Source organism: Saccharothrix sp. (assembly GCF_031180885.1).
GTDB lineage: Bacteria > Actinomycetota > Actinomycetes > Mycobacteriales > Pseudonocardiaceae > Actinosynnema.
This window is the reverse complement of record NZ_JAPSLK010000020.1, coordinates 1-25534: the sequence shown is the minus strand read 5'-3', so window position 1 is coordinate 25534 and position 25534 is coordinate 1. Positions and strand designations below refer to the sequence as shown.

26 protein-coding genes and 1 pseudogene are annotated in these 25534 nt (G+C 71.1%); 25 read left to right on the top strand and 2 right to left on the bottom strand.

Features of this window, described 5'->3' with window-relative positions; all coding sequences use genetic code 11:
• Positions 1–128 precede the first annotated feature (128 nt).
• Positions 129–1694: an alpha/beta hydrolase gene (locus tag RIN75_RS22615; RefSeq protein WP_309113993.1), complete on the top strand. Its 1566-nt coding sequence runs from the start codon at positions 129–131 to the stop codon at positions 1692–1694.
• A 48-nt stretch (positions 1695–1742) separates the two neighbouring features.
• On the opposite strand, the gene RIN75_RS22610 is transcribed toward RIN75_RS22615, so the two are convergent.
• On the bottom strand, positions 1743–2513 hold the full coding sequence (locus tag RIN75_RS22610) for a methyltransferase domain-containing protein (RefSeq protein ID WP_309113992.1): 771 nt from the start codon (positions 2511–2513) through the stop codon (positions 1743–1745).
• 240 nt (positions 2514–2753) lie between these two features.
• On the opposite strand from RIN75_RS22610, the gene RIN75_RS22605 reads away from it, so the two are divergent.
• From RIN75_RS22605 to RIN75_RS22495, 23 genes are all read left to right on the top strand, one after another.
• Positions 2754–4097 (top strand): ammonium transporter, encoded by a 1344-nt coding sequence (locus tag RIN75_RS22605; RefSeq protein ID WP_309113991.1) that lies wholly within the window; start codon positions 2754–2756, stop codon positions 4095–4097.
• Entirely contained in the window at positions 4094–4432 is a 339-nt protein-coding gene (locus RIN75_RS22600) for a P-II family nitrogen regulator (RefSeq protein ID WP_309113990.1), read from the top strand. The genes RIN75_RS22605 and RIN75_RS22600 overlap by 4 nt, the downstream gene beginning before the upstream one ends.
• 2 nt (positions 4433–4434) lie before the next feature.
• Entirely contained in the window at positions 4435–6804 is a 2370-nt protein-coding gene (locus RIN75_RS22595) for a [protein-PII] uridylyltransferase (protein WP_309113989.1), read from the top strand.
• A 224-nt stretch (positions 6805–7028) separates the two neighbouring features.
• Positions 7029–7565 carry an AAA family ATPase gene (locus RIN75_RS22590; RefSeq protein ID WP_309113988.1) on the top strand — a complete coding sequence of 179 codons (537 nt, stop codon included), beginning with the start codon at positions 7029–7031 and terminating at the stop codon, positions 7563–7565.
• A 59-nt stretch (positions 7566–7624) separates the two neighbouring features.
• A complete protein-coding gene (gene ffh / locus RIN75_RS22585) occupies positions 7625–9154 on the top strand; it encodes a signal recognition particle protein (protein WP_309114084.1) in 1530 nt (509 codons plus the stop codon).
• Complete coding sequence (locus RIN75_RS22580) at positions 9151–10227, top strand: amidohydrolase family protein (protein ID WP_309113987.1); 1077 nt, start codon at positions 9151–9153, stop codon at positions 10225–10227. The genes ffh and RIN75_RS22580 overlap by 4 nt, the downstream gene beginning before the upstream one ends.
• Before the next feature lie 71 nt (positions 10228–10298).
• Positions 10299–11009, top strand: a complete 711-nt coding sequence (locus tag RIN75_RS22575) for a CPBP family intramembrane glutamic endopeptidase (protein ID WP_309113986.1) — start codon at positions 10299–10301, stop codon at positions 11007–11009.
• Positions 11010–11024: 15 nt separating this feature from the next.
• Positions 11025–11801 (top strand): lysostaphin resistance A-like protein, encoded by a 777-nt coding sequence (locus RIN75_RS22570; RefSeq protein ID WP_375296005.1) that lies wholly within the window; start codon positions 11025–11027, stop codon positions 11799–11801.
• Entirely contained in the window at positions 11798–12553 is a 756-nt protein-coding gene (locus tag RIN75_RS22565) for a 5-oxoprolinase subunit PxpA (protein ID WP_309113985.1), read from the top strand. Before RIN75_RS22570 ends, RIN75_RS22565 begins: the two co-directional genes overlap by 4 nt.
• A gap of 152 nt (positions 12554–12705) precedes the next feature.
• Positions 12706–13149, top strand: coding sequence for a 30S ribosomal protein S16 (gene rpsP / locus RIN75_RS22560; RefSeq protein ID WP_309113984.1), 444 nt, complete (start codon positions 12706–12708; stop codon positions 13147–13149).
• Complete coding sequence (locus tag RIN75_RS22555; RefSeq protein ID WP_015104447.1) at positions 13146–13385, top strand: RNA-binding protein; 240 nt, start codon at positions 13146–13148, stop codon at positions 13383–13385. The genes rpsP and RIN75_RS22555 overlap by 4 nt, the downstream gene beginning before the upstream one ends.
• A gap of 8 nt (positions 13386–13393) precedes the next feature.
• The gene (rimM, locus tag RIN75_RS22550) at positions 13394–13909 is read left to right on the top strand and encodes a ribosome maturation factor RimM (protein WP_309113983.1); all 516 of its coding nucleotides are present in this window, start codon (positions 13394–13396) and stop codon (positions 13907–13909) included.
• On the top strand, positions 13899–14639 hold the full coding sequence (trmD, locus tag RIN75_RS22545; protein WP_309113982.1) for a tRNA (guanosine(37)-N1)-methyltransferase TrmD: 741 nt from the start codon (positions 13899–13901) through the stop codon (positions 14637–14639). The genes rimM and trmD overlap by 11 nt, the downstream gene beginning before the upstream one ends.
• A 155-nt stretch (positions 14640–14794) precedes the next feature.
• The gene (gene rplS, locus RIN75_RS22540; RefSeq protein WP_309113981.1) at positions 14795–15154 is read left to right on the top strand and encodes a 50S ribosomal protein L19; all 360 of its coding nucleotides are present in this window, start codon (positions 14795–14797) and stop codon (positions 15152–15154) included.
• A gap of 35 nt (positions 15155–15189) precedes the next feature.
• Positions 15190–16101 carry a signal peptidase I gene (lepB, locus tag RIN75_RS22535; RefSeq protein WP_309113980.1) on the top strand — a complete coding sequence of 304 codons (912 nt, stop codon included), beginning with the start codon at positions 15190–15192 and terminating at the stop codon, positions 16099–16101.
• A gap of 16 nt (positions 16102–16117) precedes the next feature.
• The gene (lepB, locus tag RIN75_RS22530; RefSeq protein ID WP_309113979.1) at positions 16118–17035 is read left to right on the top strand and encodes a signal peptidase I; all 918 of its coding nucleotides are present in this window, start codon (positions 16118–16120) and stop codon (positions 17033–17035) included.
• Positions 17036–17078: 43 nt separating this feature from the next.
• Positions 17079–17876 carry a ribonuclease HII gene (locus RIN75_RS22525; protein WP_309113978.1) on the top strand — a complete coding sequence of 266 codons (798 nt, stop codon included), beginning with the start codon at positions 17079–17081 and terminating at the stop codon, positions 17874–17876.
• Entirely contained in the window at positions 17876–18199 is a 324-nt protein-coding gene (locus RIN75_RS22520) for a DUF2469 domain-containing protein (protein WP_033431454.1), read from the top strand. The genes RIN75_RS22525 and RIN75_RS22520 overlap by 1 nt, the downstream gene beginning before the upstream one ends.
• A 168-nt stretch (positions 18200–18367) precedes the next feature.
• Positions 18368–18718, top strand: a complete 351-nt coding sequence (locus RIN75_RS22515) for a YraN family protein (protein WP_309113977.1) — start codon at positions 18368–18370, stop codon at positions 18716–18718.
• Position 18719: 1 nt separating this feature from the next.
• Positions 18720–20234, top strand: a complete 1515-nt coding sequence (locus tag RIN75_RS22510) for a YifB family Mg chelatase-like AAA ATPase (protein ID WP_309113976.1) — start codon at positions 18720–18722, stop codon at positions 20232–20234.
• Positions 20235–21119: 885 nt separating this feature from the next.
• Entirely contained in the window at positions 21120–22265 is a 1146-nt protein-coding gene (dprA, locus tag RIN75_RS22505) for a DNA-processing protein DprA (RefSeq protein ID WP_309113975.1), read from the top strand.
• 33 nt (positions 22266–22298) lie between these two features.
• The gene (locus RIN75_RS22500; RefSeq protein WP_309113974.1) at positions 22299–23276 is read left to right on the top strand and encodes a tyrosine recombinase XerC; all 978 of its coding nucleotides are present in this window, start codon (positions 22299–22301) and stop codon (positions 23274–23276) included.
• Positions 23277–23673: 397 nt separating this feature from the next.
• On the top strand, positions 23674–24522 hold the full coding sequence (locus tag RIN75_RS22495; RefSeq protein ID WP_309114082.1) for a FliA/WhiG family RNA polymerase sigma factor: 849 nt from the start codon (positions 23674–23676) through the stop codon (positions 24520–24522).
• Between the two features lie 129 nt (positions 24523–24651).
• Here the strand turns inward: RIN75_RS22495 and RIN75_RS22490 are convergent.
• Positions 24652–25074, bottom strand: a pseudogene (locus RIN75_RS22490) (M23 family metallopeptidase); the annotation flags it as partial.
• A gap of 340 nt (positions 25075–25414) precedes the next feature.
• Between RIN75_RS22490 and RIN75_RS22485 the strand changes: the two are divergent.
• Positions 25415–25534, top strand: a 120-nt coding sequence (locus tag RIN75_RS22485) for a 30S ribosomal protein S2 (protein WP_309114081.1), incomplete at its 3' end; no start/stop codon positions are given.

Here is a 25534-nt window from a genome sequence, read left to right as displayed (position 1 = left end):
GCGCGGTTGTCAGCCTTCGGGCTGACGTCGTCTGCGACTTCAGTCGGTTGTGCGCCAGTTCACGCCCCTGGAAGCCTGCGATCACCCCAAAGGGTGACTGAACGGTGACAGGAACTAGGGAGGAACCTGTGCGACCGATCTTCCGAGCGCTGGGCGGTGTCGGTGCCGCGGTGGCGCTCGTCGCCGGCACCGCTTCGGTCGCGTCCGCGGACCCCGCGGACGCGACCCCGCTCGACGCCGACCTTCAGGCGCTCGCCGCGCCCATCGACTGGAAACCGTGCGCCGAGCTGCCCGAGGTGGAGTGCGGCACGCTCAAGCTGCCGATCGACTGGGCGAACCCGCGCGGCGAGAAGTTCGACCTCGCCGTGGCGCGGCGCAACGCCCTCGACCCCGCCAAGCGGATCGGGGCCATGGTGATCAACCCGGGCGGTCCCGGCGGGTCCGGCGTGAACTTCGCGCTGGGCGCCGACCGGTACTTCAGCAAGGACGTGCAGGACCGCTTCGACATCGTCGGGTTCGACCCGCGCGGTGTGGCCCGCAGCGCGCCGGTGAAGTGCTCGCTGGAACTGCTGGAGAAGCCGGTCTCGTACTACCCGGCGAACCAGGCCGAGTTCGAGGCGCTCGCCCAGTACAACCGCGACCTCGCCGCCGACTGCCGCAAGCACTCGGGTCCGATCTACGACCACGCGGACACCATCGCGGTCACCAACGACATCGACGCCCTGCGCCGGGCGCTCGGCGAGCGCAAGATCAACTACTACGGCGTCTCGTACGGCACGCTGATCGGCCAGCAGTACGCCGAGCGCTACGGCCGCAACATCCGCGCCATGGTCATCGACTCGAACATGGACCACAGCCTGGGGACCTGGCGGTTCAACGAGACCGAGGCGGTGGCGGCGGAGGACGCGTTCACCGAGTTCGTGAAGTGGTGCGAGCGGACCACGTCCTGCGCCCTGCACGGCCGTGACGTCGCCGAGTTCTGGGACGACCTGCTGGCCCGCGCCGACCGCGGCGAGATCACCGCCCCCGGCGACCCGACCCGGAAGATCCCGGCCGACCTGATCATCAGCAACGCGTTCGGCGCGTTCTACGGCCCGGACTGGGCGCAGCTCGCGGAGTGGCTGCTGGCCCTGTCCGAGGGCGGTGCGACCACGACCGCGTTCGCCGCCGAGCCGCAGACGGCCGCCAACCCGTTCCCGGCGGTGTTCTGCCAGGACTGGGCGATGCGCGTGAAGGACTACCGCGAGATGGCGGCGCTGGACCGCCGGGCGAACCAGTTGGCGCCGCACATGCGCGGTTCCTCCCTGGGGCACTACGCGATCGCCGGCTGCGTCGGCCTGCCGGAGAAGGTCAACAACCCGCAGCACCGCCTGCGGATCAAGCACGCGCCGAAGATCCTCATGATGAACGCGCTGCACGACCCGGCGACCGGCTACGAGTGGGCCGTCAACGCCCACCGGCAGAGCCGCGACACCACGGTCCTGCTCACCTACGAGGGCTGGGGCCACGGCGTGTACGACCGCAGCGCCTGCACGCAGGGTGCGACGGACAAGTACCTGATCGACCTGAAGGTCCCGCGCGACGGCACCCGCTGCGCGGCGGTCGAACCGCAGGCGTCCCTGACCACGGCGGAGGCCGGTCCGGGCAAGCGCCCGGCGGGCCCGAAGCCCGGCCTGCCCGGCTGGCTCGGCTGATTCCTTGATCCGAACGGGCCGCCCTTCTTCGTCGGAGGGGCGGCCCGTTCAGCGCTTCCGGCCGAAGGCGTAGAGCACTTCGGGGTTCAACAGGCGCTCGCGGTCGACGCCCGCCAAAGCCGTCCGGTACCGGTCGTGGAAGTCCCGCACCTGCTCGGCGGTGAGCGCGGCGACCTCGTCGTGGTGCGGCCCGTTCGTGTGCGCCTCCCACGCGTGCGCGACGTCGTCCTCGGAGAACGCCACCGTCTCCACCACTACGTCCGCGGGCTCGAAACCGGCGTCGCTCAACGCCTGCGCGCACTTCTCCGGCGTGCCCAGCGGGGCGGCGGGGTCCGCGAGGACCAGCCCGTAGTCGCGCGCCAACGCCCGGAACACCCCCGCGGCGAGCGGGAAGCCCTCCCGCATCGTGGAGAACCCGACGAGCCCGCCCGGCGCCAGCACCCGGTGCCACTCCTCCAGAGCCGGCGCGACCGCCATGTAGAGCAGCCCGGCGGAGCACAGGACGACGTCGAACGACCCGTCCGCGACCCCGGTCAACGCGGTGGCGTCGGCCTGTACGAACTCCACATTCGCCGCCCCCCGCGCTTTGGCGAGCATCCCCGCCGAAACGTCCACCCCCACCACCGACCCGCGCGGCCCGACGCGGTCGGCGGCGGCACGCGCGGCCATCCCGGTACCGGTAGCCGCGTCCAGCACCCGCGCCCCCTCGACGAGCCCGGCCAACGCCACGAGCCGCTCGGCGTACCGCACGTGCCAGGTGTGCTTGTCGTAGTTCTCCGCCCGCTTGTCGAACACGGCGGCCACCCCACCGTCCGTCACCACTCGCTCCCACCCCCTCCGTCGCAACCACTCTAAGAGTGACCGGCGGCTCCACGGTCCGTCACGCCGCACAGCCGCGCCGCCCGTGTTGGTTGCCGTCGAAAACTCTTCCTTCAAGCGTGTGAAACGTGCCCGTAACACCAGCCCCCGGACAGTTCACCCGCGTGAAACCTGACACGTGTCCGCGCGAAACAGGACGTACCGATGCTCCTCCGCAACCGACGTGCAGTGGAGGTCGACGTGGATACAGGGGACACCGCCTGGTTGCTCACCAGCTCCGCCCTGGTGCTGTTGATGACCCCCGGACTTGCCTTCTTCTACGGGGGCATGGTCCGGTCCAAGAGTGTGCTCAACATGATGATGATGAGCCTGGGCGCGATCGGCGTGGTCGGTGTGCTCTGGGTGCTGGTCGGCTATTCCACCGCGTTCGGCACCGACGTCGGCGCCGGCCTGCTGGGCAAGCCGTTCGAGTTCTTCGGCCTGGACGGGCTGCTGGGCAAGGAGGCCCTGTCGGGCACCGTGCCGGCCACCGTCTTCGTCGCCTTCCAGGCGATGTTCGCGATCATCACCGTCGCCCTGATCTCGGGCGCGATCGCGGACCGCGCCCGGTTCGGCCCGTGGCTGCTGTTCGCGGGCCTGTGGGCGCTGGTCGTGTACTTCCCGGTCGCGCACTGGGTGTTCGACTTCGACGGCAAGGACGCCAACGGCAACGTCGTCGACCCGGGCGGCTGGATCGCCAACAAGCTCCTCGCCATCGACTTCGCGGGCGGCACGGCCGTCCACATCAACGCCGGCGCGGCGGGCCTGGCCCTGGCGATCGTGCTGGGCAAGCGGGTCGGCTGGCCCAAGGACCGGATGAAGCCGCACAGCCTGCCGCTGGTCGTGCTGGGCGCCGGTCTGCTGTGGTTCGGCTGGTTCGGGTTCAACGCGGGCTCCGCCCTGGCCGCGAACACCACCGCGGGCGTCACCTTCGTCAACACCCTGGTCGCCACCTCCGCCGCGATGCTGGCCTGGCTCGTGGTCGAGCGCGTCCGCGACGGCAACGCCACCACGCTGGGCGCGGCCTCGGGCATCGTCGCCGGCCTGGTCGCGATCACCCCGGCCTGCTCAGCGGTCACCCCGCTGGGCGCGATCGCGATCGGCGCGATCACCGGCGCGCTGTGCGCCCTGGCGGTCAGCCTGAAGTACCGCTTCGGCTTCGACGACTCGCTCGACGTGGTCGGCGTGCACCTGGTGGGCGGCCTGTCCGGCACCATCCTGATCGGCTTCTTCGCCAGCTCCGCCGCCCCGGCGGGCATCAACGGCCTCTTCTACGGCGGCGGTGTCGACCAGCTCTGGCGGCAGGCCGTGGGCGCGCTGGCCGTGCTCGCGTACTCCTTCGTCCTGAGCCTCGTCCTGGGCTACCTGGTGAAGCTGACCGTCGGCTTCCGCGCCGACGAGGAGTCCGAGGTCGGCGGCATCGACGAGGCCGAGCACGCGGAGACCGCGTACGAGTTCGGCAGCGGCCTCGGTTCGCGTGGCAACACCAAGCCGAGTGTCGCCGCCGGCGCCACCGCGGTCCTTGAGGGGAGCAACAAGTCATGAAGCTGGTCACCGCCATCATCAAGCCGTTCACGCTGGACGACGTGAAGGCGTCGCTGGAGCAGCTGGGCGTGCTGGGCATGACCGTCAGCGAGGTCCAGGGCTACGGCCGCCAGAAGGGCCACACCGAGGTCTACCGGGGCGCCGAGTACGCCGTGGACTTCGTGCCCAAGCTGCGGGTCGAGGTGCTGATCGACGACGCCGCGGTCGACAAGGTGCTGGACGCGGTGGTCGAGGCCGCCCGCACCGGCAAGATCGGCGACGGGAAGGTCTGGGTGACCCCGGTCGACACGGTCATCCGGGTCCGGACCGGGGAGCGCGGTACCGACGCTCTGTAGAGATGGGGGACGGCCGTATGGACAACGCCGAGGCGGCCGTCGTCACGGCTGACGACCTGGTGCGAGCGAGGGACCGCCTGCTCGCGCCAGGTCGGCGCCGTCTGACGGGGGAGTCGTTGCGCGAGGCGCTGGTGGACCTGCACGAGTTCTGGCTCACCGCGCACGCCTCGCAGGCTGGAGTCGGTGGACCGGGCAGCGGGCTGGCCCTGGTCGCCGTGGGGGGACTGGGCCGGCGCGAGCTGGTGCCCTACTCGGACCTCGACCTGCTCCTGGTGCACAACGGGCACAAGGGCGTGGACGAGGTCGCGGAGAAGCTCTGGTACCCGCTGTGGAACTCGGGGATCGGGCTGGACCACTCGGTGCGCACGGTCGGCGAGGCGCTGCGCGTCGCCGCCGGTGACCTGCGCACCGCGTTGGGGTTGTTGGACATCCGGCACATCGCCGGGGACGCCGACATCAGCACCCGGCTCGCGGACAGCGCGCGCCAGGCGTGGCGGTCGGGCGTGCGGACCCGGCTGGACGAGATGGCCGAGTCGGCGCAACGGCGGTGGGCGCGCAGCGGCGAGATCGCGCACCGCGTGGAGCCGGACCTCAAGCACGGCCGGGGCGGGCTGCGGGACGTGACGCTGCTGGACGCGCTGTCCGCCGCGCAGCTGACCGACCGGCCGTCGGCGGAGGTGAACGAGGCCCGCAAGCTGCTGCTGGACGTGCGCACCGAGCTGCGCCGGGTGGCCCGCAAGCCGCGGGACGTGCTGCGCGCCCAGGACGGTGACGAGGTCGCCGCCGCGCTGGGCCTGGCGGACCGGTTCCAGCTGGCGCGGGCGATGTCGTCGGCGGCTCGCACGATCGTGTACGCGGTGGACGTGGCCATGCGGACGGCTCGCGCGGCCGTGCCCAAGCGGGGCTTGGGCGTGTTCGCGCGCTCCCCGCTACGCCGCCAACCCGCCCGCCGTCCGCTGGACGAAGGGGTCGTGCTGCACGGCACCGAGGTCGCGCTGGCCCGGGACGCCGTGCCCAGCCGGGACCCGGCGCTGCTGCTGCGCGTGGCCACCGCCGCCGCCCGCAGCAAGCACCCGATCGCGGCGGGCACCCTGGCCAAGCTCGCCGACTCCGCGCCCGAGCTGCGCCAGCCGTGGCCGCGCGAAGCCCGGGAGGAGTTGCTGGCCTTGCTGGGCAGCGGAAGCGGCCTGATCGACGTGGTCGAGGCCCTGGACCGCACCGGGTTGTGGGGCCGGCTCTTCCCCGAGTGGGGCGCGGTCCGCGACCTGCCGCCGCGCGACGCCGCGCACGTCTGGACCGTGGACCGGCACCTGGTGCAGGCGACCGCGCACGCCGCGCGCCTGGTCACCACGGTGTCCCGCCCGGACCTGCTGCTGCTCGGCGCGCTGCTGCACGACATCGGCAAGGGCCGCCAGCAGGACCACTCCGAGGTCGGCGCGGCCCTGACCACCCAGGTCGCCGAACGCCTGGGCCTGTGGCCGCAGGACGTCGCCACGCTCACCGCGCTGGTCCGCCACCACCTGCTGCTGCCGCACACCGCGACCCGCCGGGACGTGGAGGACGAGGCCACCGTGCGCCGGGTCGTGGACACCCTCGGCGGCGACCCGGTGCTGCTGGAACTGCTGCACGCGCTGGCCGAGTCCGACGCGATCGCCACCGGCCCGGGCGTGTGGTCGGACTGGAAGGCGTCCCTGGTCGGCGACCTGGTGGCGCGCTGCCGGGCGGCGATGGCGGGCGACCCGCTGCCCAAGCCGGAGCCGTTGGACCAGCGCCAGCAGGACCTGGCGGCGGCCGTGCTGGAGTCCGGGAAGCCGGACGTGCTCATCGATCCCGGCGACCACGCGGCCACCGTGACCGTGGTGGCCAAGGACCGTCCCGGCCTGTTGTCGCGGGCGGCGGGCGTGCTGGCGTTGAACTCGCTGGAGGTCCACTCGGCGGTCCTCGGTTCGCATGAGGGTGCGGCGGTGGACGTGTTCACCGTGTCCCCGAGGTTCGGGTCGCTGCCCGACGTGACCCTGTTGCGCGAGCAGTTGACGCGTGCGGTCGACGGATCGCTTGCCCTGGCGGACAAACTGGCCGCCAAGGAACGCGACTACGGCGGCCCGCCGCAGGACCCGCCCCCGCCGAAGGTGCTGTGGTTCGACGACGAGTCCACCGGCTCGGTCGTGCTGGAGCTGCGCGCGGCGGACCGGATCGGCCTGCTGCACCACGTGGCCGACGCGCTGGAGCAGTCCGGTGTGGACGTCGTGTGGGCGCGGGTGTCCACTTTGGGCTCGACGGTCGTGGATTCCTTCGCCATCACCACTTCCGGGGTCCTGGACGCGGGCCGGCGCAAGAAGATCGAACGCGCCGTCCTGGTAGCTGCCCGCTGAGGGAATGCGTAGGTCTACGCACAACCGATCGGGGGTGCTCACGCTGCCCGCGCCCGTCGCCGCCCGGCAGGCTTTGACCCGTGACGCGGGGCCGCCAGGTACCGGGCGGTGAGGAGCGTCACCGGCGAAAAGGCCCGGGGGCGGTCCGTTCGAGGGGTGCAGACCGCCTCCGGGTTCTGCCGGGAACTCGGAGGCGTCCGAAACGTCTCTTTAGTATGGAAGCGATGACCGCCGTCGCCGTGGCACCCCGATCCCTGGTCGTGCTCGCGGGCCTGCCCGGGGCGGGCAAGACGACCATGCTCGCCGATGTCGACACCGGAGGCGCGGCAGCCGTCGTGCTGGACTCCGACCAGGTCCGCGGCTACCTCCGCAGCGTGCTCCCCGACTCCGTCCCCTACCGCTTCTACCGGCCGGTGGTGCACTTGGTGCACCGCCTGCGCATCCTCTGGTTCGCCCTGTTCACCTCCGGACTGCTCCTGGTCCACGAACCCTCCACCCGTCCCACCACCCGCGCCGGCCTGGTTGCGGTCGGCCTGGTGAGCGCCCGACCCCGGCACTTCCTGTGGCTCGACGCGACCGCCGAACAGGCGTTGTCCGGGCAGGTCCGCCGCGGCCGGCTGATCCGCTCGCGGTCGTTCACCCGGCACGTCAAGCGGGCCGCCCGGCTGCGCCGCCGGTTCGCCGAGGGGCGCGCCCCACGGGGCTGGCAGGCGATGACCCTGCTGTCCCGCGGCGACCGCCTGAGGCTGGCCGTGACCTGAGACCGGCTACCCTGGCGGGTGGTCATATGGTCCGACGACGTGCGAGGTCTGACGGCATCGTGTTCAACACCCTTTCCGACCGGCTCACCTCGGTCCTGAACAACCTGCGCGGCAAGGGGCGGCTGTCCGACGCCGACATCGACGCCACCGCGCGGGAGATCCGGGTGGCGTTGCTGGAGGCCGACGTCGCGCTGCCCGTCGTGCGGACCTTCATCGCCAAGGTCAAGGAGCGCGCCAAGGGCGCGGAGGTCTCCCAGGCGCTCAACCCGGCCCAGCAGGTCGTCAAGATCGTCAACGAGGAACTGATCAACATCCTCGGCGGCGAGACCCGGCGGCTCAACCTGGCCAAGAACCCGCCGTCGGTGATCATGCTCGCCGGTCTCCAGGGCGCCGGCAAGACGACGCTCGCGGGCAAGCTGGCCAAGTGGCTGCGTGGCCAGGGCCACACGCCGATGCTGGTCGCCTGCGACCTCCAGCGGCCCAACGCGGTGACCCAGCTCCAGGTCGTCGGCGAGCGCGCCGGGGTGCCGGTGTTCGCGCCCGAGCCGGGCAACGGCGTGGGCGACCCGGTGGACGTGGCGCGCCGCGGCATCGAGGAGGCCAAGCGGGCCCAGCACGACATCGTGCTGGTCGACACCGCGGGTCGCCTCGGTGTGGACGAGGAGATGATGCGCCAGGCGATCGACATCCGCGCCGCCGTGCAGCCCGACGAGGTGCTGTTCGTGGTCGACGCGATGATCGGTCAGGACGCGGTGAACACCGCGACCGCGTTCCGCGACGGCGTCGGCTTCACCGGCGTGGTGCTGACCAAGCTCGACGGCGACGCCCGCGGTGGTGCCGCGCTGAGCGTCCGCGAGGTGACCGGGCAGCCGATCCTGTTCGCGTCCAACGGCGAGAAGCTGGAGGACTTCGACGTCTTCCACCCCGACCGGATGGCGTCGCGGATCCTGGGCATGGGCGACATGCTCACCCTGATCGAGCAGGCCGAGCAGGCGTTCGACGCGGAGCAGGCCGAGGCCGCCGCGGTGAAGATGGGGTCCGGCCAGCTCACGCTGGAGGACTTCCTGGAGCAGATGCTCACCCTGCGCAAGATGGGCCCGATCGCGAACCTGCTGGGCATGCTGCCCGGCGCGGGCCAGATGAAGGACCAGCTCGCCAACCTCGACGAGAAGCACCTGGACCGCGTGCAGGCGATCATCCGCGGCATGACCCCGGCCGAGCGCGAGGACCCGAAGATCATCAACGCGTCCCGCCGGCTGCGCATCGCCAACGGGTCGGGCGTCCGGGTCAGCGACGTGAACGACCTGGTCAACCGGTTCTTCGAAGCCCGCAAGATGATGTCGCAGATGGCCGGCCGGTTCGGCCTGCCCGGGTCGCGGCCCAAGGGCGGCAAGGGCAAGAAGGGGAAGAAGGGCAAGAAGGGGCGCGGGCCGACGCAGCCGAAGGTCCGCGGCGGCTTCCCGGGCATGCCCGGCATGCTCCCCGGCGGCCTGCCGCCCGGCATGGGCCAGCTCCCGCCCGGTCTCGACGGCGGTCTCAACGACCTGCCGCCCGGCTTCGACCCGACCAAGTTCAAGTTCCCGAAGTGACCGGCCTGCACCTGCGCGGCGTCGTCCTCCCCGACGGGGACGAGCCGCGCGACCTGTGGGTGGTCAACGGGAGGGTGCGCACGCGCCCGGTGCCCGGCGCGCGGACCGTCGTGGACGGCGGCTACCTCGTGCCGGGCCTGGTCGACGCGCACTGCCACGTCGGCCTGGGCTCGCACGGGGCCGTCGACCTCCCGGAAGCGGTCGACCAGGCGCTGCTCGACCGCGACGCCGGCACCCTGCTGATCCGGGACTGCGGCTCCCCGCTGGACACCCGTCCGCTGCAGGAGCGCCTGGACCTGCCGAGGATCATCCGCGCGGGCCGGCACATCGCGCGCCCCAAGCGGTACATCAAGTACATCGGCGTGGAGCTGGAGGACGAGCGCGACCTGCCCGCGGCCGTGGCCGAGCAGGCGGCGCAGGGCGACGGCTGGGTGAAGCTGGTCGGCGACTGGATCGACCGGTCCACCGGCGACCTGGCCCCGCTGTGGTCGGACGACGTGCTGGCCGAGGCCATCAAGGTCGCGCACGAGGCGAAGGCCCGGGTGACCGCCCACGTGTTCGGCGGCGAGGCCCTGCCCGGCCTGCTCGCGGCGGGCATCGACTGCATCGAGCACGGCACCGGCCTGGACGACGACACCATCGCCGCGATGGCCACCGCCGGCACCGCCCTGGTGCCGACCCTGATCAACATCGAGAACTTCCCCGGCATCGCCGACTCGGGCGCGGCGAAGTTCCCGAAGTACGCGGCCCACATGCGGCACCTCTACGCGCGCAACAAGGCCACGATCGCTTCGGCGATCGAAGCCGGCGTGCCGGTGTACGCGGGCACGGACGCGGGCGGCGGCATCCGCCACGGCCGGATCGTGGACGAGATCGCCGCGCTGCACGCGGTGGGCCTGAGCCGGGAGAACGCCCTGGCGTCGGCGTCGTGGGCCGCGCGCGAGTGGCTGGGCTTCCCGTCGTTGACGGAAGGCGCGGCGGCGGACGTGGTCGTCTACGAGACCGACCCCCGGGTCGACCTGGAGGCCCTGCGGCACCCGAAGCTCGTGATGCTGCGGGGTCGCATCCACTGAGCGTGCGGCCGTCAGGGTGATCTTGAGCCCTGCACAGGGTCCGTTCAGCCGGTGCCGCTACGTTCGGACGAGTGGCGGAACGGCAGGACACCGGGCGGGCGCATTGGGGCTTCCTCGCGCTGTTCGCCGGACTCGGCGGCTACCACCTGGCGACCCTGGTCTTCACCGCGGTCACCGCCGACCGGTTCGCCGAGGTCGACGTCACCGACCCGCCCGTGCTGGGCCCGCTGCTGCTCCTGGTGTTCCTGCCCAACGTCCTGCTCGGCCTCGGCCCCGTCGTCGTCTCCCGGTGGCGTGGTGACGGTCCGGAGCGGGACTTCGGGCTCGTCCCCCGGGCGCGTGACATCAAGGTGGGTTTGGCCTGTGGCGGGTTGTCGCTGTTGTTCGCGTGGGTACTCGGGGTCGTGCTGCTCCGCATCAACCGCGACACCGGGTCCTCGCTGGAGCGGATCGGGGCGCTGTCCGGCGGTCAGTCCGTTTGGCTGGCGTGCGCGGCGCTGTTCGTCTTCCTGGGTGCGCCCCTGACGGAGGAACTCCTCACCAGAGGTGCCCTCTGGAGCGCGCTCGAGCACTACAAAGTCCCGAGGTACGCCATCCTGGGACTCACCGCGCTGATCTTCGCGTTCCTCCACGAGGAGTCGTGGCGCACCATCAGCCTGTTCGCCCAGGGCCTCGCCATCGGGGCCGCCCGGATGATCACCGGGCGGGTCGCGGCGAGCGTCGTGGCGCACGCGGCCAACAACCTCCTCCCCGCCGTCTACCTGTACGTAGGCGCCTCCTAGCTAGGGTTATCGACTGTGAATCCTCCGGATGAACCCCCGACAGGCCTGATCGAGGGCGTGCGCGCGGTCGGCCGCGAGCCGGTGCCCGAACGCACCGGGCAGCGTTGGGGCTTTGGCGCGTTCCTGCTGGTCGAAGCGGTGTTCGTGCTCTCGGCGGTGTTCATCACCGCGGTCGCCCGCACGTCCGGGACCGACATCGGGTCCTCGGTGGCGTTCATCCTGGTCGGCTCGATGGTGCCGACCGTCCTGGCCGCCGCGGTGGCGGTCGTCATCACCCGGGTGCGCGGCAACGGGCCGCTGGTGGACCTGCGGCTGGGCTGGAACTGGGCGGACGTCAAGGTCGGGCTCAAGCTCGGCGCGCTCGGCCTGGTCCTGACCTACCTGGCGGCGCTGGTCTGGTCGCGCGTCGTGGGCGACCAAAACGCCACCTCGGCGATCGGCGAGCTGGTCGACGGCGCCGCGCTGCCGCTGGCCGCCGCCATCGCGATGTTCCTGTACGTGTGCTTCGTCGGGCCGATCTGCGAGGAGCTGATCTACCGCGGGCTGCTGTGGGGCGCGATCGAGCGGCAGGGCTGGAGCCAGTGGGCCGCGTTCGTGCTGACCACCCTGATCTTCGCGGCGAGCCACCTGGAGCCGCTGCGCACGTCCCTGCTGATCGTGATCGCGCTGCCCATCGGCATCGCCCGGCTGATCACCCGCCGGCTCACCGCGAGCGTCGTGGCGCACGTGGTCAACAACTTCCTGCCCGGCCTGACGCTGCTGCTCGTCTCCATCGGGGTGATGCCCACGTGATCGACCTCAACTCCGACCTCGGCGAGGGGTTCGGCATCTGGAAGCTCGGCGACGACGCCGCCCTGCTGGAAGTCGTGACCAGCGCGAACGTGGCGTGCGGGTTCCACGCGGGGGACCCGTCCACGATGCGCCGGGTGTGCGCGGAGGCCGCCGCGCGCGGGGTCGCCGTGGGCGCGCAGGTGTCGTACCGGGACCTGGCCGGGTTCGGGCGGCGGTTCATCGACGCCGATCCGGGCGAGTTGGCGGACGAGGTGCTGTACCAGGTCGGGGCGCTGGAGGCGTGTGCGCGTGCGGCCGGGACGCGAGTCTCGTACGTCAAGCCGCATGGCGCGCTCTACAACGCGACCGTGCACCACGATGCGCAAGCCGCTGCCGTAGTGGCCGGGGTGAAGGCGTTCGGGGATCTGCCGGTGCTCGGACTGCCCGGCTCGCGTCTTCTTCATCACGCGGCGCGGGTGGGCCTGCGGCCGGTGCGGGAGGCCTTCGCGGACCGCGCTTACACCGCCGAGGGCACGCTGGTGCCGCGCACGCAGCCGGGAGCGTTGCTGACCAGCACCGAAGCCGTGCTGGCGCAGGTGCTGCGGCTCGCTGAGAAGGGTGAAATCGTCGCCGCAACGGGTGAGGTCGTGGCCGTCGACGTGGACTCCTTGTGCCTGCACGGGGACACCCCCGGGGCCGTCGAGCACGCCCGCGCGGTGCGGAAGGCGTTGACCGGATCGGGTGTAGAAGTGGCCCGATTCGTGGTCGAGTGACCGCGTCTGGCAGAATGGTTGGCTGTTCGCCGTGGTCGGTCCCTCTCACCGTGCCCTGGCGCCAAGACCTCTGGGTTTTCCCACCCGTGCCCCACTCGGGTGAGGAGCGCCCGCACGTGATGCAAGAGAGAGCCTGAGGAGTACCCACACCCGTGGCCGTCAAGATCAAGCTTCAGCGGCTTGGCAAGATCCGTCAGCCGTACTACCGGATCGTCGTCGCCGACGCGCGCACCCGCCGCAACGGCAAGGCCATCGAGACGATCGGCAAGTACCACCCGAAGGAGGAGCCCTCGTTCATCGAGGTGAACTCCGACCGGGCCCAGTACTGGCTGGGCGTCGGCGCGCTGCCGACCGAGCCCGTCCAGCGCCTGCTGGAGATCACCGGCGACTGGCAGAAGTTCAAGGGCCTGCCGGGCGCCGAGGGCACCCTCAAGGTCAAGGAGCCCAAGCCGTCCAAGGCCGACCTGTTCGCCGCCGCGCTCGCCGCGGCCGGTGACGCGCCGACGACCGAGGCCACCACGCCGAAGAAGAAGGCGCCGAAGAAGGATGACGCAGCGAAGGCCGAAGAGGCCTCTGCTCCCAAGGACGAGGCGTGAGCTTGTTGGCTGACGCCCTCGAACACCTCGTTCGGGGCATCGTCGACCACCCGGACGACGTCCGGGTGAACCTGGTCACGACCCGGCGCGGTCGCACGCTCGAGGTCCACGTCCACCCGGACGACCTCGGCAAGGTGATCGGCCGCTCCGGCCGCACCGCGACCGCCCTGCGCACCGTGATGGCCGGCATCGGTGGTCGTGGCGTGCGCGTCGACGTGGTCGACACCGACCGCTGAGCACGCGCATGGACGTCGTCGTCGGCCGCGTGGCCAAGGCGCACGGCATCCGCGGCGAACTCGCCGTGGACGTGCGCACCGACTCGCCCGAGCAGCGGTTCGCCGTGGGCTCGGCGCTGGTCGGCAAGCTGCGCGACGGCACGCGTCGCACTCTCACCGTCGCAGCCGCCCGGAACCACTCCGGGCGGCTGCTGGTGCGTTTCGAGGAAGTCCTGACCAGGGACGTCGCGGAACTGCTGCGCGGCACGCTGCTGTTCGTCAGCACCGACGACCTGCCGCCCACCGGCGACCCGGACGAGTTCTACGACCACGAGCTGGAAGGCCTGCGCGCCGAACTGCTCGACGGCACGGTCGTCGGCACGGTCGGGGAGGTCGTGCACGGTCCCGCCGGCGAACTGCTGGTGATCAAGCGGGAGAGCGGCGAGGCGCTGGTCCCGTTCGTGCGGCAGATCGTGCCCACGGTCGACGTGCCCGGAGGGCGCGTCGTGCTCGACCCGCCCGAAGGCCTGCTCGATGCGGATTGACGTCGTCACGATCTTCCCGGAGTACCTCGACCCGCTGCGCGCCGCTCTGCTCGGCAAGGCCATCGACAAGGGCCTGATCAGCGTCGACGTGCACGACCTGCGCAAGTGGACGCACGACGTGCACAAGGCGGTCGACGACAGCCCTTACGGCGGCGGTCCGGGCATGGTCATGAAGCCCCAGGTGTGGGGCGACGCTCTCGATGAGGTGTGCGCGGGGGAGCCGCCACCGCGTCTCATCGTCCCTACGCCCGCGGGGCGTCCTTTTACGCAAGCTTTGGCGCATGAGTACGCCGCAGAAGAGCGTTTGGTGTTCGCGTGCGGCCGTTACGAGGGCATCGACCAGCGTGTGGTGGACGACGCGTCCCGCCGGATGCGTGTGGACGAGGTGTCCATCGGCGACTACGTCCTCGTAGGCGGCGAGGTCGCCGTGCTGGTGATCGTGGAGGCCGTGGTGCGGCTGCTGCCCGGCGTGCTGGGCAACCCGGCGTCCGCCGCGCAGGACTCGTTCTCCGACGGCCTGCTGGAAGGCCCCTCCTACACCCGGCCCGAGGTCTGGCGCGACCTGGCGGTGCCCGAGGTGCTGCGCTCGGGCAACCACAAGGCGATCGACCGCTGGCGGCGCGACCAGGCGCTGCGCCGCACGTGGGAGCGCCGCCCGGACCTGCTCGCCGCGCTCCCCGAGGACGCGCTGGACAAGCACGACCGCAAGCTGCTCGACGAACTGGGCTGAGCCCCGATTTCGTGGCCGGCAGCCCCGTCTGGCACACTGGACAGGTTGCTGCACCCGGGTCGACCGGTGTGCGCTTTGAGCCCGCCCCCACGCACGTGTGCAAGTTGAGATGGCACGCGCCTCTGGGGAAGTGAATGAAACGTAGAGGACGGACCATGAACACCCTGGACGCTCTTGACGCCCAGTCGCTGCGCTCCGACATCCCGAGCTTCCGGCCGGGCGACACGCTGAAGGTCCACGTCCGCGTCATCGAGGGCAACCGCGAGCGCGTCCAGGTCTTCCAGGGCGTGGTCATCCGCCGCCAGGGCGGTGGCATCCGCGAGACCTTCACCGTCCGCAAGGTCTCCTTCGGCGTGGGCGTCGAGCGCACCTTCCCGGTGCACTCCCCCAACATCGCGGAGATCGAGGTCGCCTCCCGCGGCGACGTGCGCCGCGCGAAGCTGTACTACCTCCGCGACCTGCGCGGCAAGGCCGCCAAGATCAAGGAGAAGCGCGAGGCCAAGCCGGCCTCCTGACGCCGGACTCACGCGCAACCGATAGCCTGCCCCACGTGGCAGAACCCGTGCACCGCTCCGCCGGCGAAGACGGTCAGGACCCCGACGCCGAGCCCACCGAGGGCTCGGCGTCGGGCGACCAGCCCCAGGACAAACCCCAGAAGAAGAAGCCCCCGCTGTGGCGCGAACTGCTCGTGCTCGCGGTGACGGCCCTGGCGCTGACATTCCTGATCCAGACCTTCCTGGCGCGGGTGTACGTCATCCCGTCGGCGTCCATGGAGCGGACGCTGCACGGCTGCACCTCCCCGTGCTTCGGCGACCGCGTCCTGGTCGACAAGCTGGTCTACGACTTCGGCGAGATCGAACCGGGTGAGGTCGTGGTGTTCCGCGGCCCCGAGGCGTGGGGCCAGAACGACTTCCAGTCGCCCCGTTCCGAGAACCCCGTCGTGCGCGGCTTCCAGGGCCTGATGTCCCTGGTCGGGCTCGCGCCGCCGGACGAGCGCGACTTCGTCAAGCGCGTCATCGCGGTGGGCGGGCAGACCGTCGAGTGCTGCGACGACCAGCACCGCGTAAAGGTCGACGGCAAGCCGCTGGACGAGCCGTACGTCTACTGGCAGCCCGGCACCGGTCCCGAGGACCACGAGCCGTTCGCGCCGGTCAAGGTGCCCGAGGGCCACCTCTGGGTGATGGGCGACAACCGCACCAACTCCACCGACTCGCGGCGCCAGGGCGGCGGCGGGGTCAACGGTGTCGTGCCCGAGGAGAACGTGATCGGCAAGGCGCGCGTCATCGTGCTGCCGCCGTCGCGCTGGCAGGGCATCGGCGACCACAACCCGCAGGTCGTGGCCCTGGGCGCGCCCGCGTGGCAGGCCGGTGTGCCGCTGGGCGTGGGGTTGCTGGGGGCGTTCCCGCTGGTGTTCTTCGGCAAGCGGCTGCGGCGCCGGTTGACCAGGTCCACACAGGGTTGATCGGTACGCTGGGCGGGTGGTCGACGTCGCACCTTCCCCCGGCTCCTCCGACGAGGACTCGTCCCGTGCCTCCGACGAGGAGAAGATCGAGGCGTGGCGTCAGCGCGCGCGCAAGAAGGAGAAGAAGAAGGGCTCTTTCTGGCGTGAGCTGCCGGTCCTCATCGTGGTGGCGGTCGGGCTCGCGTTCCTGATCCAGACCTTCCTGGCGCGGGTGTACATGATCCCGTCGGAGTCGATGGAGCAGACGCTGCACGGCTGCACCTCGCCGTGCTTCGGCGACCGGGTGTTGGTGGACAAGGTCACCTACGGCATCTTCACCGACCCGGCGCCGGGTGACGTGGTGGTGTTCCACGGCCCGGACGCGTGGATCAACCAGGACTTCGCGCCGGCGGAGCCGAGCAACCCGGTGGTCGGGTTCTTCCAGGGGCTGGGTTCGCTGGTCGGGGTGCCGACGGCGAACAAGGAGGACTTCGTCAAGCGGGTGATCGCGGTCGGCGGGCAGACCGTGTCGTGCTGCGACGACCAGAACCGGGTGATGGTCGACGGCAAGCCGCTGGACGAGCCGTACCTGTACTGGGAGCCGGGGCGCGGGACGTCGCAGGACTCGTTCGCCGAGGTGAAGATCCCCGAGGGCTACCTGTTCGTGCTGGGCGACAACCGCAACGACTCGTGCGACTCGCGGTGCCAGGCGCGGGACAAGGGGCCGCAGGCGGGTCTGGTGCCGGTGGAGAACGTGGTGGGCAAGGCGCGGGTGATCGTGCTGCCGCCGTCGCGCTGGCAGGGGGTGGGCGACCACAACCCGCAGGTCGTGGCGTTGGGCGCGCCTGCCTGGCAGTCCGCGGTGCCGCTGGGCATGGGCCTGCTGGGCGCGTGGCCGGTGCTGTTGCTGAGCCGCCGCGTCCGCGCCCGCCTGTTCCGCGCCCGCCGTGGCTGAGCGCGCGCGTTCCCGGCCGTGGCGGCTGGGATAAAGTCGGGTGGTGATCCGCAAGCCGCCTCGCGCGCAGGTACGGCAGACCGCGGGCATCTGGGCGTTCCAGGCCGCGTTGGACCGGCGTGGACTCGGCCCGGTGGCCGGGGTGGACGAGGCCGGGCGCGGTGCGTGCGCCGGGCCGCTGGTCATCGCGTCGTGCGTGCTCAAGCCCGGTGACGCCGGGCGGTTCGAGGGCCTGACGGACTCCAAGCTGCTCACCTCCGCCGCGCGCGACCGCATGTACGACCTGGTCCTCAAGCGCGCCGTGGACTACGCGGTGATCGTGGTGCCTGCCGCGGAAGTCGACCTGATCGGCGTGCACGTGGCCAACATCGAGGGCATGCGCCGAGCCGTGGCCCAACTGTCCTCGCACCCCGGCTACGTCCTCACCGACGGCTTCCCGGTACCGGGCCTGACCGCGCCGAACATGCCGGTGGTCAAGGGCGACCGGGTGGCGGCGTGCGTGGCGGCGGCGTCGGTGCTGGCCAAGGTCACCAGGGACCGCATCATGGCGACGCTGCACGCCGAACACCCGGTCTACGGCTTCGACGTGCACAAGGGCTACAGCACCCCCGAGCACCAGGCAGCGCTGCTGGAACACGGCCCGAGCGCGGAGCACCGCTGGTCGTATGCGAACGTGGCGTCGGCGGCGGCCCGCCACGGCTTGACCGCGCCGCACCGGGTGGCGCGCGACGTGCTTTCCGCCGCCGTGGTCCAGAATGGAACATCGCCGCAGACCAGCGGTGGCAGGCTCGCGACGAGGAGGGGCGCGGACTCGATGAGCACGACCCGCGCGGAGGCGTAATGAGTGCAGAGGATCTCGAGAAGTACGAGACCGAGATGGAGCTGTCGCTGTACAAGGAGTACCGCGACATCGTCAGCCAGTTCTCGTTCGTCGTGGAGACCGAGCGGCGGTTCTACCTGGCCAACTCGGTGGACGTGCAGGTCCGCAACGCGGATGGCGAGGTCTACTTCGAGGTGCGGATGTCCGACGCCTGGGTGTGGGACATGTACCGGCCTGCGAGGTTCGTGAAGAACGTCCGGGTGATCACGTTCAAGGACGTCAACGTCGAAGAACTGGACAAGCCCGAACTCCGCCTGCCCGAGGACGGCCCGTTCAACTCCTGACCACCGCTCCGCTTCAGCAGGGGCTCACCCGAACGGGTGGGCCCCTGCTGCTTGTCCGGGAGTTGTCCACAGGACCGAAGTTATCCACAATTCCAAATCCACTGCCGGCCCACCCGCCATTCCTCCGCCACAGTCGAGACAACACCACTCGACAAGCAGGAGGCAGCGATGAGCAACCAAGAGTTGGGCCGGCGCGGTGAAGACCTGGCATGCCGGTACTTGGAGGAGCAGAACCTGGTCGTCCTGTCCCGCAATTGGCGCTGCAAGGCAGGCGAACTGGACGTAGTGGCGACCGACCGCGAACAGTTGGTCGTCTGCGAAGTCAAATGCCGCTCGGGAACCGACCACGACCACCCCCTGGAAGCCGTCACCCCGGAGAAACTCGGTCGAATAGGCGACCTGGCCCGCCGCTGGCTGAGGGCCCACGGTCTGGGTTGGATGCGCATCCGTTTCGACCTGATCGGCATCCACTGGCCCCCATCGGGTCCGGTCCGCCTGCACCACGTGCGGGGTGCCTGAGATGGCACTCGCACGCGCGTGGTGCGTCGCCCTCTTCGGCGTGGACGGCGTACCGGTCGAGATCGAGGCGGACGTGGGCGCAGGAGCCGTCCTCACCCGCCTGGTAGGCCTCCCGGACGCCGCGCTCCAGGAGTCCAAGGACAGAGTCCGGGCAGCCGTCCGCAACAGCGGCCACGAGTGGCCCACCCAACGGGTGACCCTGGGCCTGTCCCCAGCGTCGCTGCCCAAGGTCGGCTCCAGCTACGACCTGGCCCTGGCCTGCGTGGTTCTGGCCGCCTCGCAAGCCGTCACCAGCGACCGCCTGGAGGGCACGGTCCTCCTGGGCGAACTAGCCCTGGACGGCCGCGTCCGCTCCGTACGAGGAGTACTCCCAGCCCTACTCGCCGCCCGCCGCGCCGGCCTCCCCCGAGCCGTAGTCCCCACAGCCTCCCTATGCGAAGCCGCCCTGGTGGACGGCCTGGAGGTTCGGGGCGCGGACTCTTTGTCCGACGTCCTCCACTGGCTGGACGGCAACGACGACACCTTGCACGCCCCACCACCGTTCACCCCGGCACCGCCTGCTCCCGGCCCCGACTTGGCCGATGTAGTCGGTCAACCGGAGGCGAGATGGGCACTTGAGGTCGCCGCCGCCGGCGGACACCACGTCCTGCTCACCGGTCCGCCCGGCACCGGCAAGACGATGCTCGCCGAACGCCTGGTGAGCCTCCTACCACCCCTGACTTCCGATGATGCTTTGGGCGTCACGGCAGTCCACTCCATCGCCGGCCTGCTCACCCCAGGCAGCCCACTGGTTTCCACCCCTCCCTTCGTCTCTCTTCACCCCTCTGCATCAACCGTGGCACTGGTGGGCGGCGGACCGGGCTTCGCGAAACCCGGTGCCGTGAGCCGTGCGCACAAGGGCGTGTTGTTCCTCGATGAGGCTTCCGAATTCGGCCCCAACAAACTCGATGCGTTGCGTGCCGTGCTCGAGGAAGGCGAAGTGCGGATCGCACGCCTGCACGGCATTGCCCGCTATCCGGCCCGCTTCCAACTCGTATTGGCCACAAATCCATGCCCTTGCGCTCCCGCGAAGGACATCGACTGCACCTGCCTACCCGGCGTCAGACGCCGCTATCAAGCCAAGCTATCCGGCCCACTCCTGGACCGCGTAGACCTACGAGTTCTGATGCGCCCGCTCACCGTGATGATGGATGCCGGTCTCCCGGACCCCGAATCCACTGAAACGGTCCGAAAACGCGTGGCGAACGCACGCGCCCGAGCCAGCGCCCGTTGGTCTCGGCACGGCTGGCACACCAACGCAGAGGTCCCCGGCCCAATCCTGCGCCGCGAGTACCGCCTCCCAAGACAGACCACATCCCTACTGGACCGAGCCCTGTCCCGAGGTGCCCTGACCGGCCGAGGCGCGGACCGCTGCCTCCGCGTCGCCTGGACCTTGGCCGACCTGGCCGAAACCGACCTCCCCACCGAGGACCACGTGGCAGCCGCCCTCGAATTCCGCGAACGGAGAACCCCATGACCCACACCTGGCGCCTCCGCCAAGTAACCCCCAAACCCCGCCTCCACCCACCCCCTCCCGACACCCCTCGCGAGGGCCCCTACGGCGGTCGCCCAACCCTCCGCCGCCTAGCCACCACCCACTCCACCCGCACCTGGACCCTCGGTCCCCCAACCACCCGAATCCACGCCCGAACCCAATCCCGCTCCACCCCACCCCGAAAGGCAGACACTCCATGACCACCAACTGCACCCCGCCCAACCACCCCCACCCCCACAACCACCCCTCAAACCTCCACCCGACCCGCCAACCCCCGCCCCCGACCCCACCCGCACCACCCCCGCCGCCACCCATCCCCGCCAGCCAAAACCGCCCACCCTGCCCCTGCCGCCTCATGCCCCCACCCACCTGCCACAAGCACTCCGCAACCCCACCCACCGCCCACAGCCACCCCGCATCCGCACCCACCGCTCAGAGGCCCTCCGCATCCCCACCCATCTCCCAGAGGCACCCCGCACCCTCACCCACCAACCCAGCGGCCCCACCCTCGACCGATCCCGCCCGACCCCACCACGCCGAAAGCGACCAGCCCCTCCCCACAGACGCGGCCAGACACCCACATCCGCCCGACCCCACCACCCGGTGCCCGTGTCGCCGCCGGAGCCGCAGCGAGTGCTGGTGTGGCCGTGCCGGCAGCGGCGGCTGCTCGTGTGGCCGTGATCGCGGCAGCGAGTGCTGGTGTCACCGCAGCGGCGGCGTTGGCGGCGGCGCTGGTTGCTGGTGTGGCCGTCGTGGCGGCGGCTGCTCGTGCGGCCGCAGCAGTGTGGGTGGTTGCTCGTGCGGCGGAGGCGATGTCACCGGGCGGTGCTCCTGTTCGGCTGGTGGTCGGGGTGGGGGTGGGTTGTGATGGGTGATGAGGTTCGGGTTGCTCGGGCGTATCTCTCGCGGGTTGCTGAGCCGCCGGCGCCGGCGTTGAGCGAGTTCGTCGCCGAGCACGGTCCGGTGGACGCGGCGCGTCGGGTCCGGAATGGCGATGTTCCGCCCGCCGTGGCCAACCAGACCTCCGCACGCCGCGACGAGTACCGGGCCGAAGAAGACCTCTCGGTGGTCGAAGGTCTTGGTGGGCGGCTGGTGATCCCCGAAGACGACGAGTGGCCCGAGTGGCCGTTCAACGCCCTCACCATCGCTGCCGCACACGGGTTGCGCTGCGGTCTTGCTCCGCTCGCGGTCTGGGTGCGGGGGAGTGGGAACCTCGCGGCGCTCTCGGAGCGGTCGGTGGCGGTGGTGGGGAGTCGGTCGGCTACCGGGTACGGGCAGCACGTCGCGGCGGAGTTCGGGTTCGGGCTCGCCGAGGCCGGCGTGACCGTGGTGTCCGGGGCTGCCTACGGCATCGATGGTGCGGCTCATAGGGGTGCGTTGGCCGCGGGTGGGCCGACGATCGCGGTGTTGGCGTGCGGGGTGGACATCGCCTACCCGGCGGGTCATCAGGGACTGCTGGAGCGCATTCCGCAGCACGGGCTCGTGGTGAGCGAGTACCCGCCGGGCTGTCGGCCTGCTCGGTACAGGTTCATCACGCGCAACCGGCTCATCGCGGCCCTCGGGGAGGGCACGGTGGTCGTGGAGGCGGGGCGGCGGAGTGGGGCCAAGAACACCGCTGCCTCGACGTCGGCGCTGGGGCGGGTGTTGATGGCGGTGCCGGGGCCGGTCACGTCCTCGACCTCGTCCGGCTGCCACGAGCTGCTGCGATCCGGCGAGGCGCAGCCGGTGAGCAGTGTCGCCGAGATCATCGAGTCGACCGGGCGGCTCGGTGTCGATCTCGTCGAAGCCACGCGGAACACCGAAGTCGGACTTCCACAGGGCGAGGCGCTGCGGGTGTACGAGGCGCTGGGACTGCGGTCGGGCGCGAGTGCCGAGGCGATCTCGGTCGAGTCGGGGGTCGAGCTGTCCCGGGTCCGGGCGCTGCTGCCCGAATTGGAGCTGATCGACTTGGCGGAACGGGTCGATGCGGGCTGGAAACGCTCCCAGAACGGGAGTCCGCGTGGCGATACTTGACCAAGTCCGGCTGAGGGCGCAGCGTCAGGGTCTATGTCCCCGCCGCCGCACGCTCGGACACCCCGCGTCGACCTCGTCGGCCTGCGCCGTGAGCTGCCCGAGGACGTGGCGGCCGCGGTCGACCGCTACGAACGCCACCTGGCAGTCGAGCGCGCGTTATCGCCGCACACGGTCCGCGCTTACCTGGCGGACGTCGTCTCGCTCCTGGTCCACCTGGCGTCCGGAACGCCCGGCGACGCCGCGGTGGAGGCCGTCGACCTGGCCGGACTCCGCTCGTGGCTGGCCGCCCAGCACGCGTCGGGCGCGAGCCGCACCACGCTGGCCCGGCGCGCGGCCTCCGCCCGTGCGTTCACCGCGTGGGCGACGCGCGAGGGCCCGTTGGCGGCCGACCCGGGCCCGCGTTTGACCGCGCCGCGACCGCACCGGACGCTGCCCACCGTGCTCCGTCCGGAGCAGGCGAAGGCGGCGATGACAGCAGCGGAAGTAGGTGCGGAACAGGGCGATCCGGTTGCGCTGCGTGACCAAGCCGTGGTGGAGTTGCTGTACGCCACAGGTGTTCGGGTCGCCGAGCTGTGCGGCCTCGACCTCGACGACATCGACTACTCCCAAAGGGTGATCCGGGTTCTGGGCAAGGGCAGGCGCGAACGCACCGTGCCGTTCGGCGTTCCGGCTGAACGGGCAGTACGGCGCTGGGTGGAACAGGGCCGATCGGCGCTGGTCAGCGACCGTTCACAGCGAGCGCTGTTCGTCGGTGCGCGCGGCGGCCGGCTCGACCCGCGTACCGCCAGGCGGGTTGTTCACGATGTAGTGGGTGCGGTACCGGAGTCGGCCGACATCGGCCCGCACGGTCTGCGGCACTCGGCGGCCACGCACCTGTTGGAAGGGGGAGCGGACCTGCGCACCGTCCAAGAGCTGCTCGGTCACGCTACGCTCGCAACGACTCAGCTCTACACACACGTCACCGTCGACCGGTTGAAGGCGATCCATGACCGAACCCACCCCCGCTCCTGACGTCGCAGGGGGAGGTTCGCGGACCGCAACCGTGACCTCTCCTTCCGCCGCGCACGTCGGGGCTTCGTCGGAGGCGCCCTCTCCAGCCGCGCCCGCGCCGACCGGGACGAACGGTCACCACGGAGCCACCGACCAACCCCGCGCCGGTTACCGCCCCAACGGCCGCACCCACGACCCGGCGACCGCTGACCTGTTCGTCGACGAGGACGGCGGTGATGACGACTCAGCCGGCGACTACGCCGCTGGTGACGACGATGTTTTCGCGGATGAGACCGGCGACGATGCGGCTGGGGACGATGCGGCCGACGACGTGGTTGACGAAGACGTAGCGGACATAGCTGACGAAATCCCTGCCGATGACGATCCCGCCGCCCCCGACCTGTCAGTTCCGGACCTGATGGCCGACGACGACCCGGTGCTCCCACCGTCCGCACGCCCCGCTCACCCGGCCTCGGAGTCGCGCACCGCCGACGACGTGGAAGCCGGGATCATCGCCCTCTGGCACACCTACGGCGAGTCCCACGACCAGACCCTGCGCGACCGCCTCGTCCTGCACTACGCGCCGCTGGTCAAGTACGTCGCCGGCCGGGTCGGCACGGGCCTGCCCGCGCACGTGGACGTCGCCGACCTCATCCAGTCCGGCATCTTCGGCCTGGTCGACGCGATCGAGAAGTTCGAACCTGAACGCGGGCTGAAGTTCGAGACCTACGCGATGCAGCGCATCCGCGGCGCGATCCTCGACGACCTGCGCTCCCAGGACTGGGTCCCGAGGTCGGTGCGCAGCCGCGCCAGAGACGTGGAACGCGCCCTCGAACGGCTCGGCGCCCGGCTCCAGCGCACGCCGACCGACCGCGAACTCGCCGCCGAGCTCAAGATCGGCCTGGCCGAGCTGCGCGAGCTGTACGCCCAGCTCCAGCTCACCAGCGTGGTGGCCCTGGACGAACTGATCGCCGCCGGGCGCAGCGCCGGTGGCGCCGGTGCGTCGCTGGCCGAGTCGTTGCCCGACGAAGGCGCGGAAGACCCGATCGCGACGCTGGTCGACCAGGACAGCCGCCGGCAACTCGCCGACGCGATCGCCCAGCTCGCCGAGCGCGACCGGGTCGTGGTGACGCTCTACTACTTCGAGAACCTGACCCTCGCGGAGATCGGCAAGGTGCTGGGCGTGACCGAGTCGCGGGTCTGCCAACTGCACACCCGGGCCGTCCTGCGGCTGCGCACGAAGCTGAACGAACAGCTCGACTCCTGACGCGGGCGGTCCGACGCCCTCGGAACGCGTGGTTCGCGGTTCGGGCGGGAGCAGTCGGATCGGGTCGGTGGCCAGGAGTTTCAGCGGGTCCAGGTAGTCGCGGCCCCACTTCTTGTTCGGGCGGTGCGCGCCCCAGTGGAGGCAGGGTTGTGGGCAGCCCTCGTGGCCGCTGGTGAGGGTGGCTATGCGGGTTCCCCGGGTGATGTGTTGGCCGCGTTCGACGGTGGGAGTCACCGGTTCGTAGGTGGTGCGGATGCCGCCCGGGTGGGCGAGGGAGACGACCTCGCGGTCGCCCACCCGGCCGGCGAAGGTCACCACGCCGTCGGCGGCGGCCAGGACGGGTGTGCCGGGGCTCGCGGCCAGGTCGACGCCCCGGTGACCTGGGCCGTAGGGGGTGGTGGGGGCGTGGAACGTCCTCAGGACCACGTGGGGCGGGGGTAGGGGCCAGGCGTAGCGGGGTGGGCGGGCGGTCGCCGGACCTGGCGCAGCCGCCAGGAGTGCGATCAGGGCGGTGGTCAGGGCCAGGGTGGTGGGCAGGCGTGGGGTGGTCATGTGTTCGACGGTCCTCACCTGGGCGGATGCGGGCCAGGGTGAGCTGGCGAACTGTGGACAACTCGAGGGCTGTGGACAACTCGGGGGCGGTTCGGGTCGCGGCGGGGAGCGGCGTACACTCGTTGCGCGGCCCGTGTGAGCGCGGGACGACTTCGCGTGCCATTGCAGATCCGATCCACCTCCCGTGGTCGAGTCACGGCGTCCGGCGGTCCTGAGGTGAAACTCCGGTTCGGGCGGCGGCAGGGGCACCAGGGCGGCGGTCCGACCCGGAACGCCGCGACCAACCGGAACGCGTGCCGGCCCGCCCGGCGCGCCTGATCGAAGAGGTGCGAAACCGGCCATGGCCGTCGTCACCATGAAGCAGCTGCTCGACAGCGGCGTGCACTTCGGGCACCAGACCCGGCGCTGGAACCCGAAGATGAAGCGCTACATCTTCACCGAGCGCAACGGCATCTACATC

Bases quoted from the DNA above. Each gene is read 5' to 3' on its own strand.
- RIN75_RS22595 (WP_309113989.1), top strand. From the start codon at position 4,435: ATGGGGGACGGCCGTATGGACAACGCCGAGGCGGCCGTCGTCACGGCT.
- rplS (WP_309113981.1), top strand. From the start codon at position 14,795: ATGAACACCCTGGACGCTCTTGACGCCCAGTCGCTGCGCTCCGACATC.
- RIN75_RS22500 (WP_309113974.1), top strand. From the start codon at position 22,299: ATGTCCCCGCCGCCGCACGCTCGGACACCCCGCGTCGACCTCGTCGGC.
- rimM (WP_309113983.1), top strand. From the start codon at position 13,394: ATGGACGTCGTCGTCGGCCGCGTGGCCAAGGCGCACGGCATCCGCGGC.
- RIN75_RS22600 (WP_309113990.1), top strand. From the start codon at position 4,094: ATGAAGCTGGTCACCGCCATCATCAAGCCGTTCACGCTGGACGACGTG.
- RIN75_RS22510 (WP_309113976.1), top strand. From the start codon at position 18,720: ATGGCACTCGCACGCGCGTGGTGCGTCGCCCTCTTCGGCGTGGACGGC.
- trmD (WP_309113982.1), top strand. From the start codon at position 13,899: ATGCGGATTGACGTCGTCACGATCTTCCCGGAGTACCTCGACCCGCTG.
- RIN75_RS22515 (WP_309113977.1), top strand. From the start codon at position 18,368: ATGAGCAACCAAGAGTTGGGCCGGCGCGGTGAAGACCTGGCATGCCGG.
- RIN75_RS22590 (WP_309113988.1), top strand. From the start codon at position 7,029: ATGACCGCCGTCGCCGTGGCACCCCGATCCCTGGTCGTGCTCGCGGGC.
- dprA (WP_309113975.1), top strand. From the start codon at position 21,120: ATGGGTGATGAGGTTCGGGTTGCTCGGGCGTATCTCTCGCGGGTTGCT.
- RIN75_RS22520 (WP_033431454.1), top strand. From the start codon at position 17,876: ATGAGTGCAGAGGATCTCGAGAAGTACGAGACCGAGATGGAGCTGTCG.
- RIN75_RS22495 (WP_309114082.1), top strand. From the start codon at position 23,674: ATGGCCGACGACGACCCGGTGCTCCCACCGTCCGCACGCCCCGCTCAC.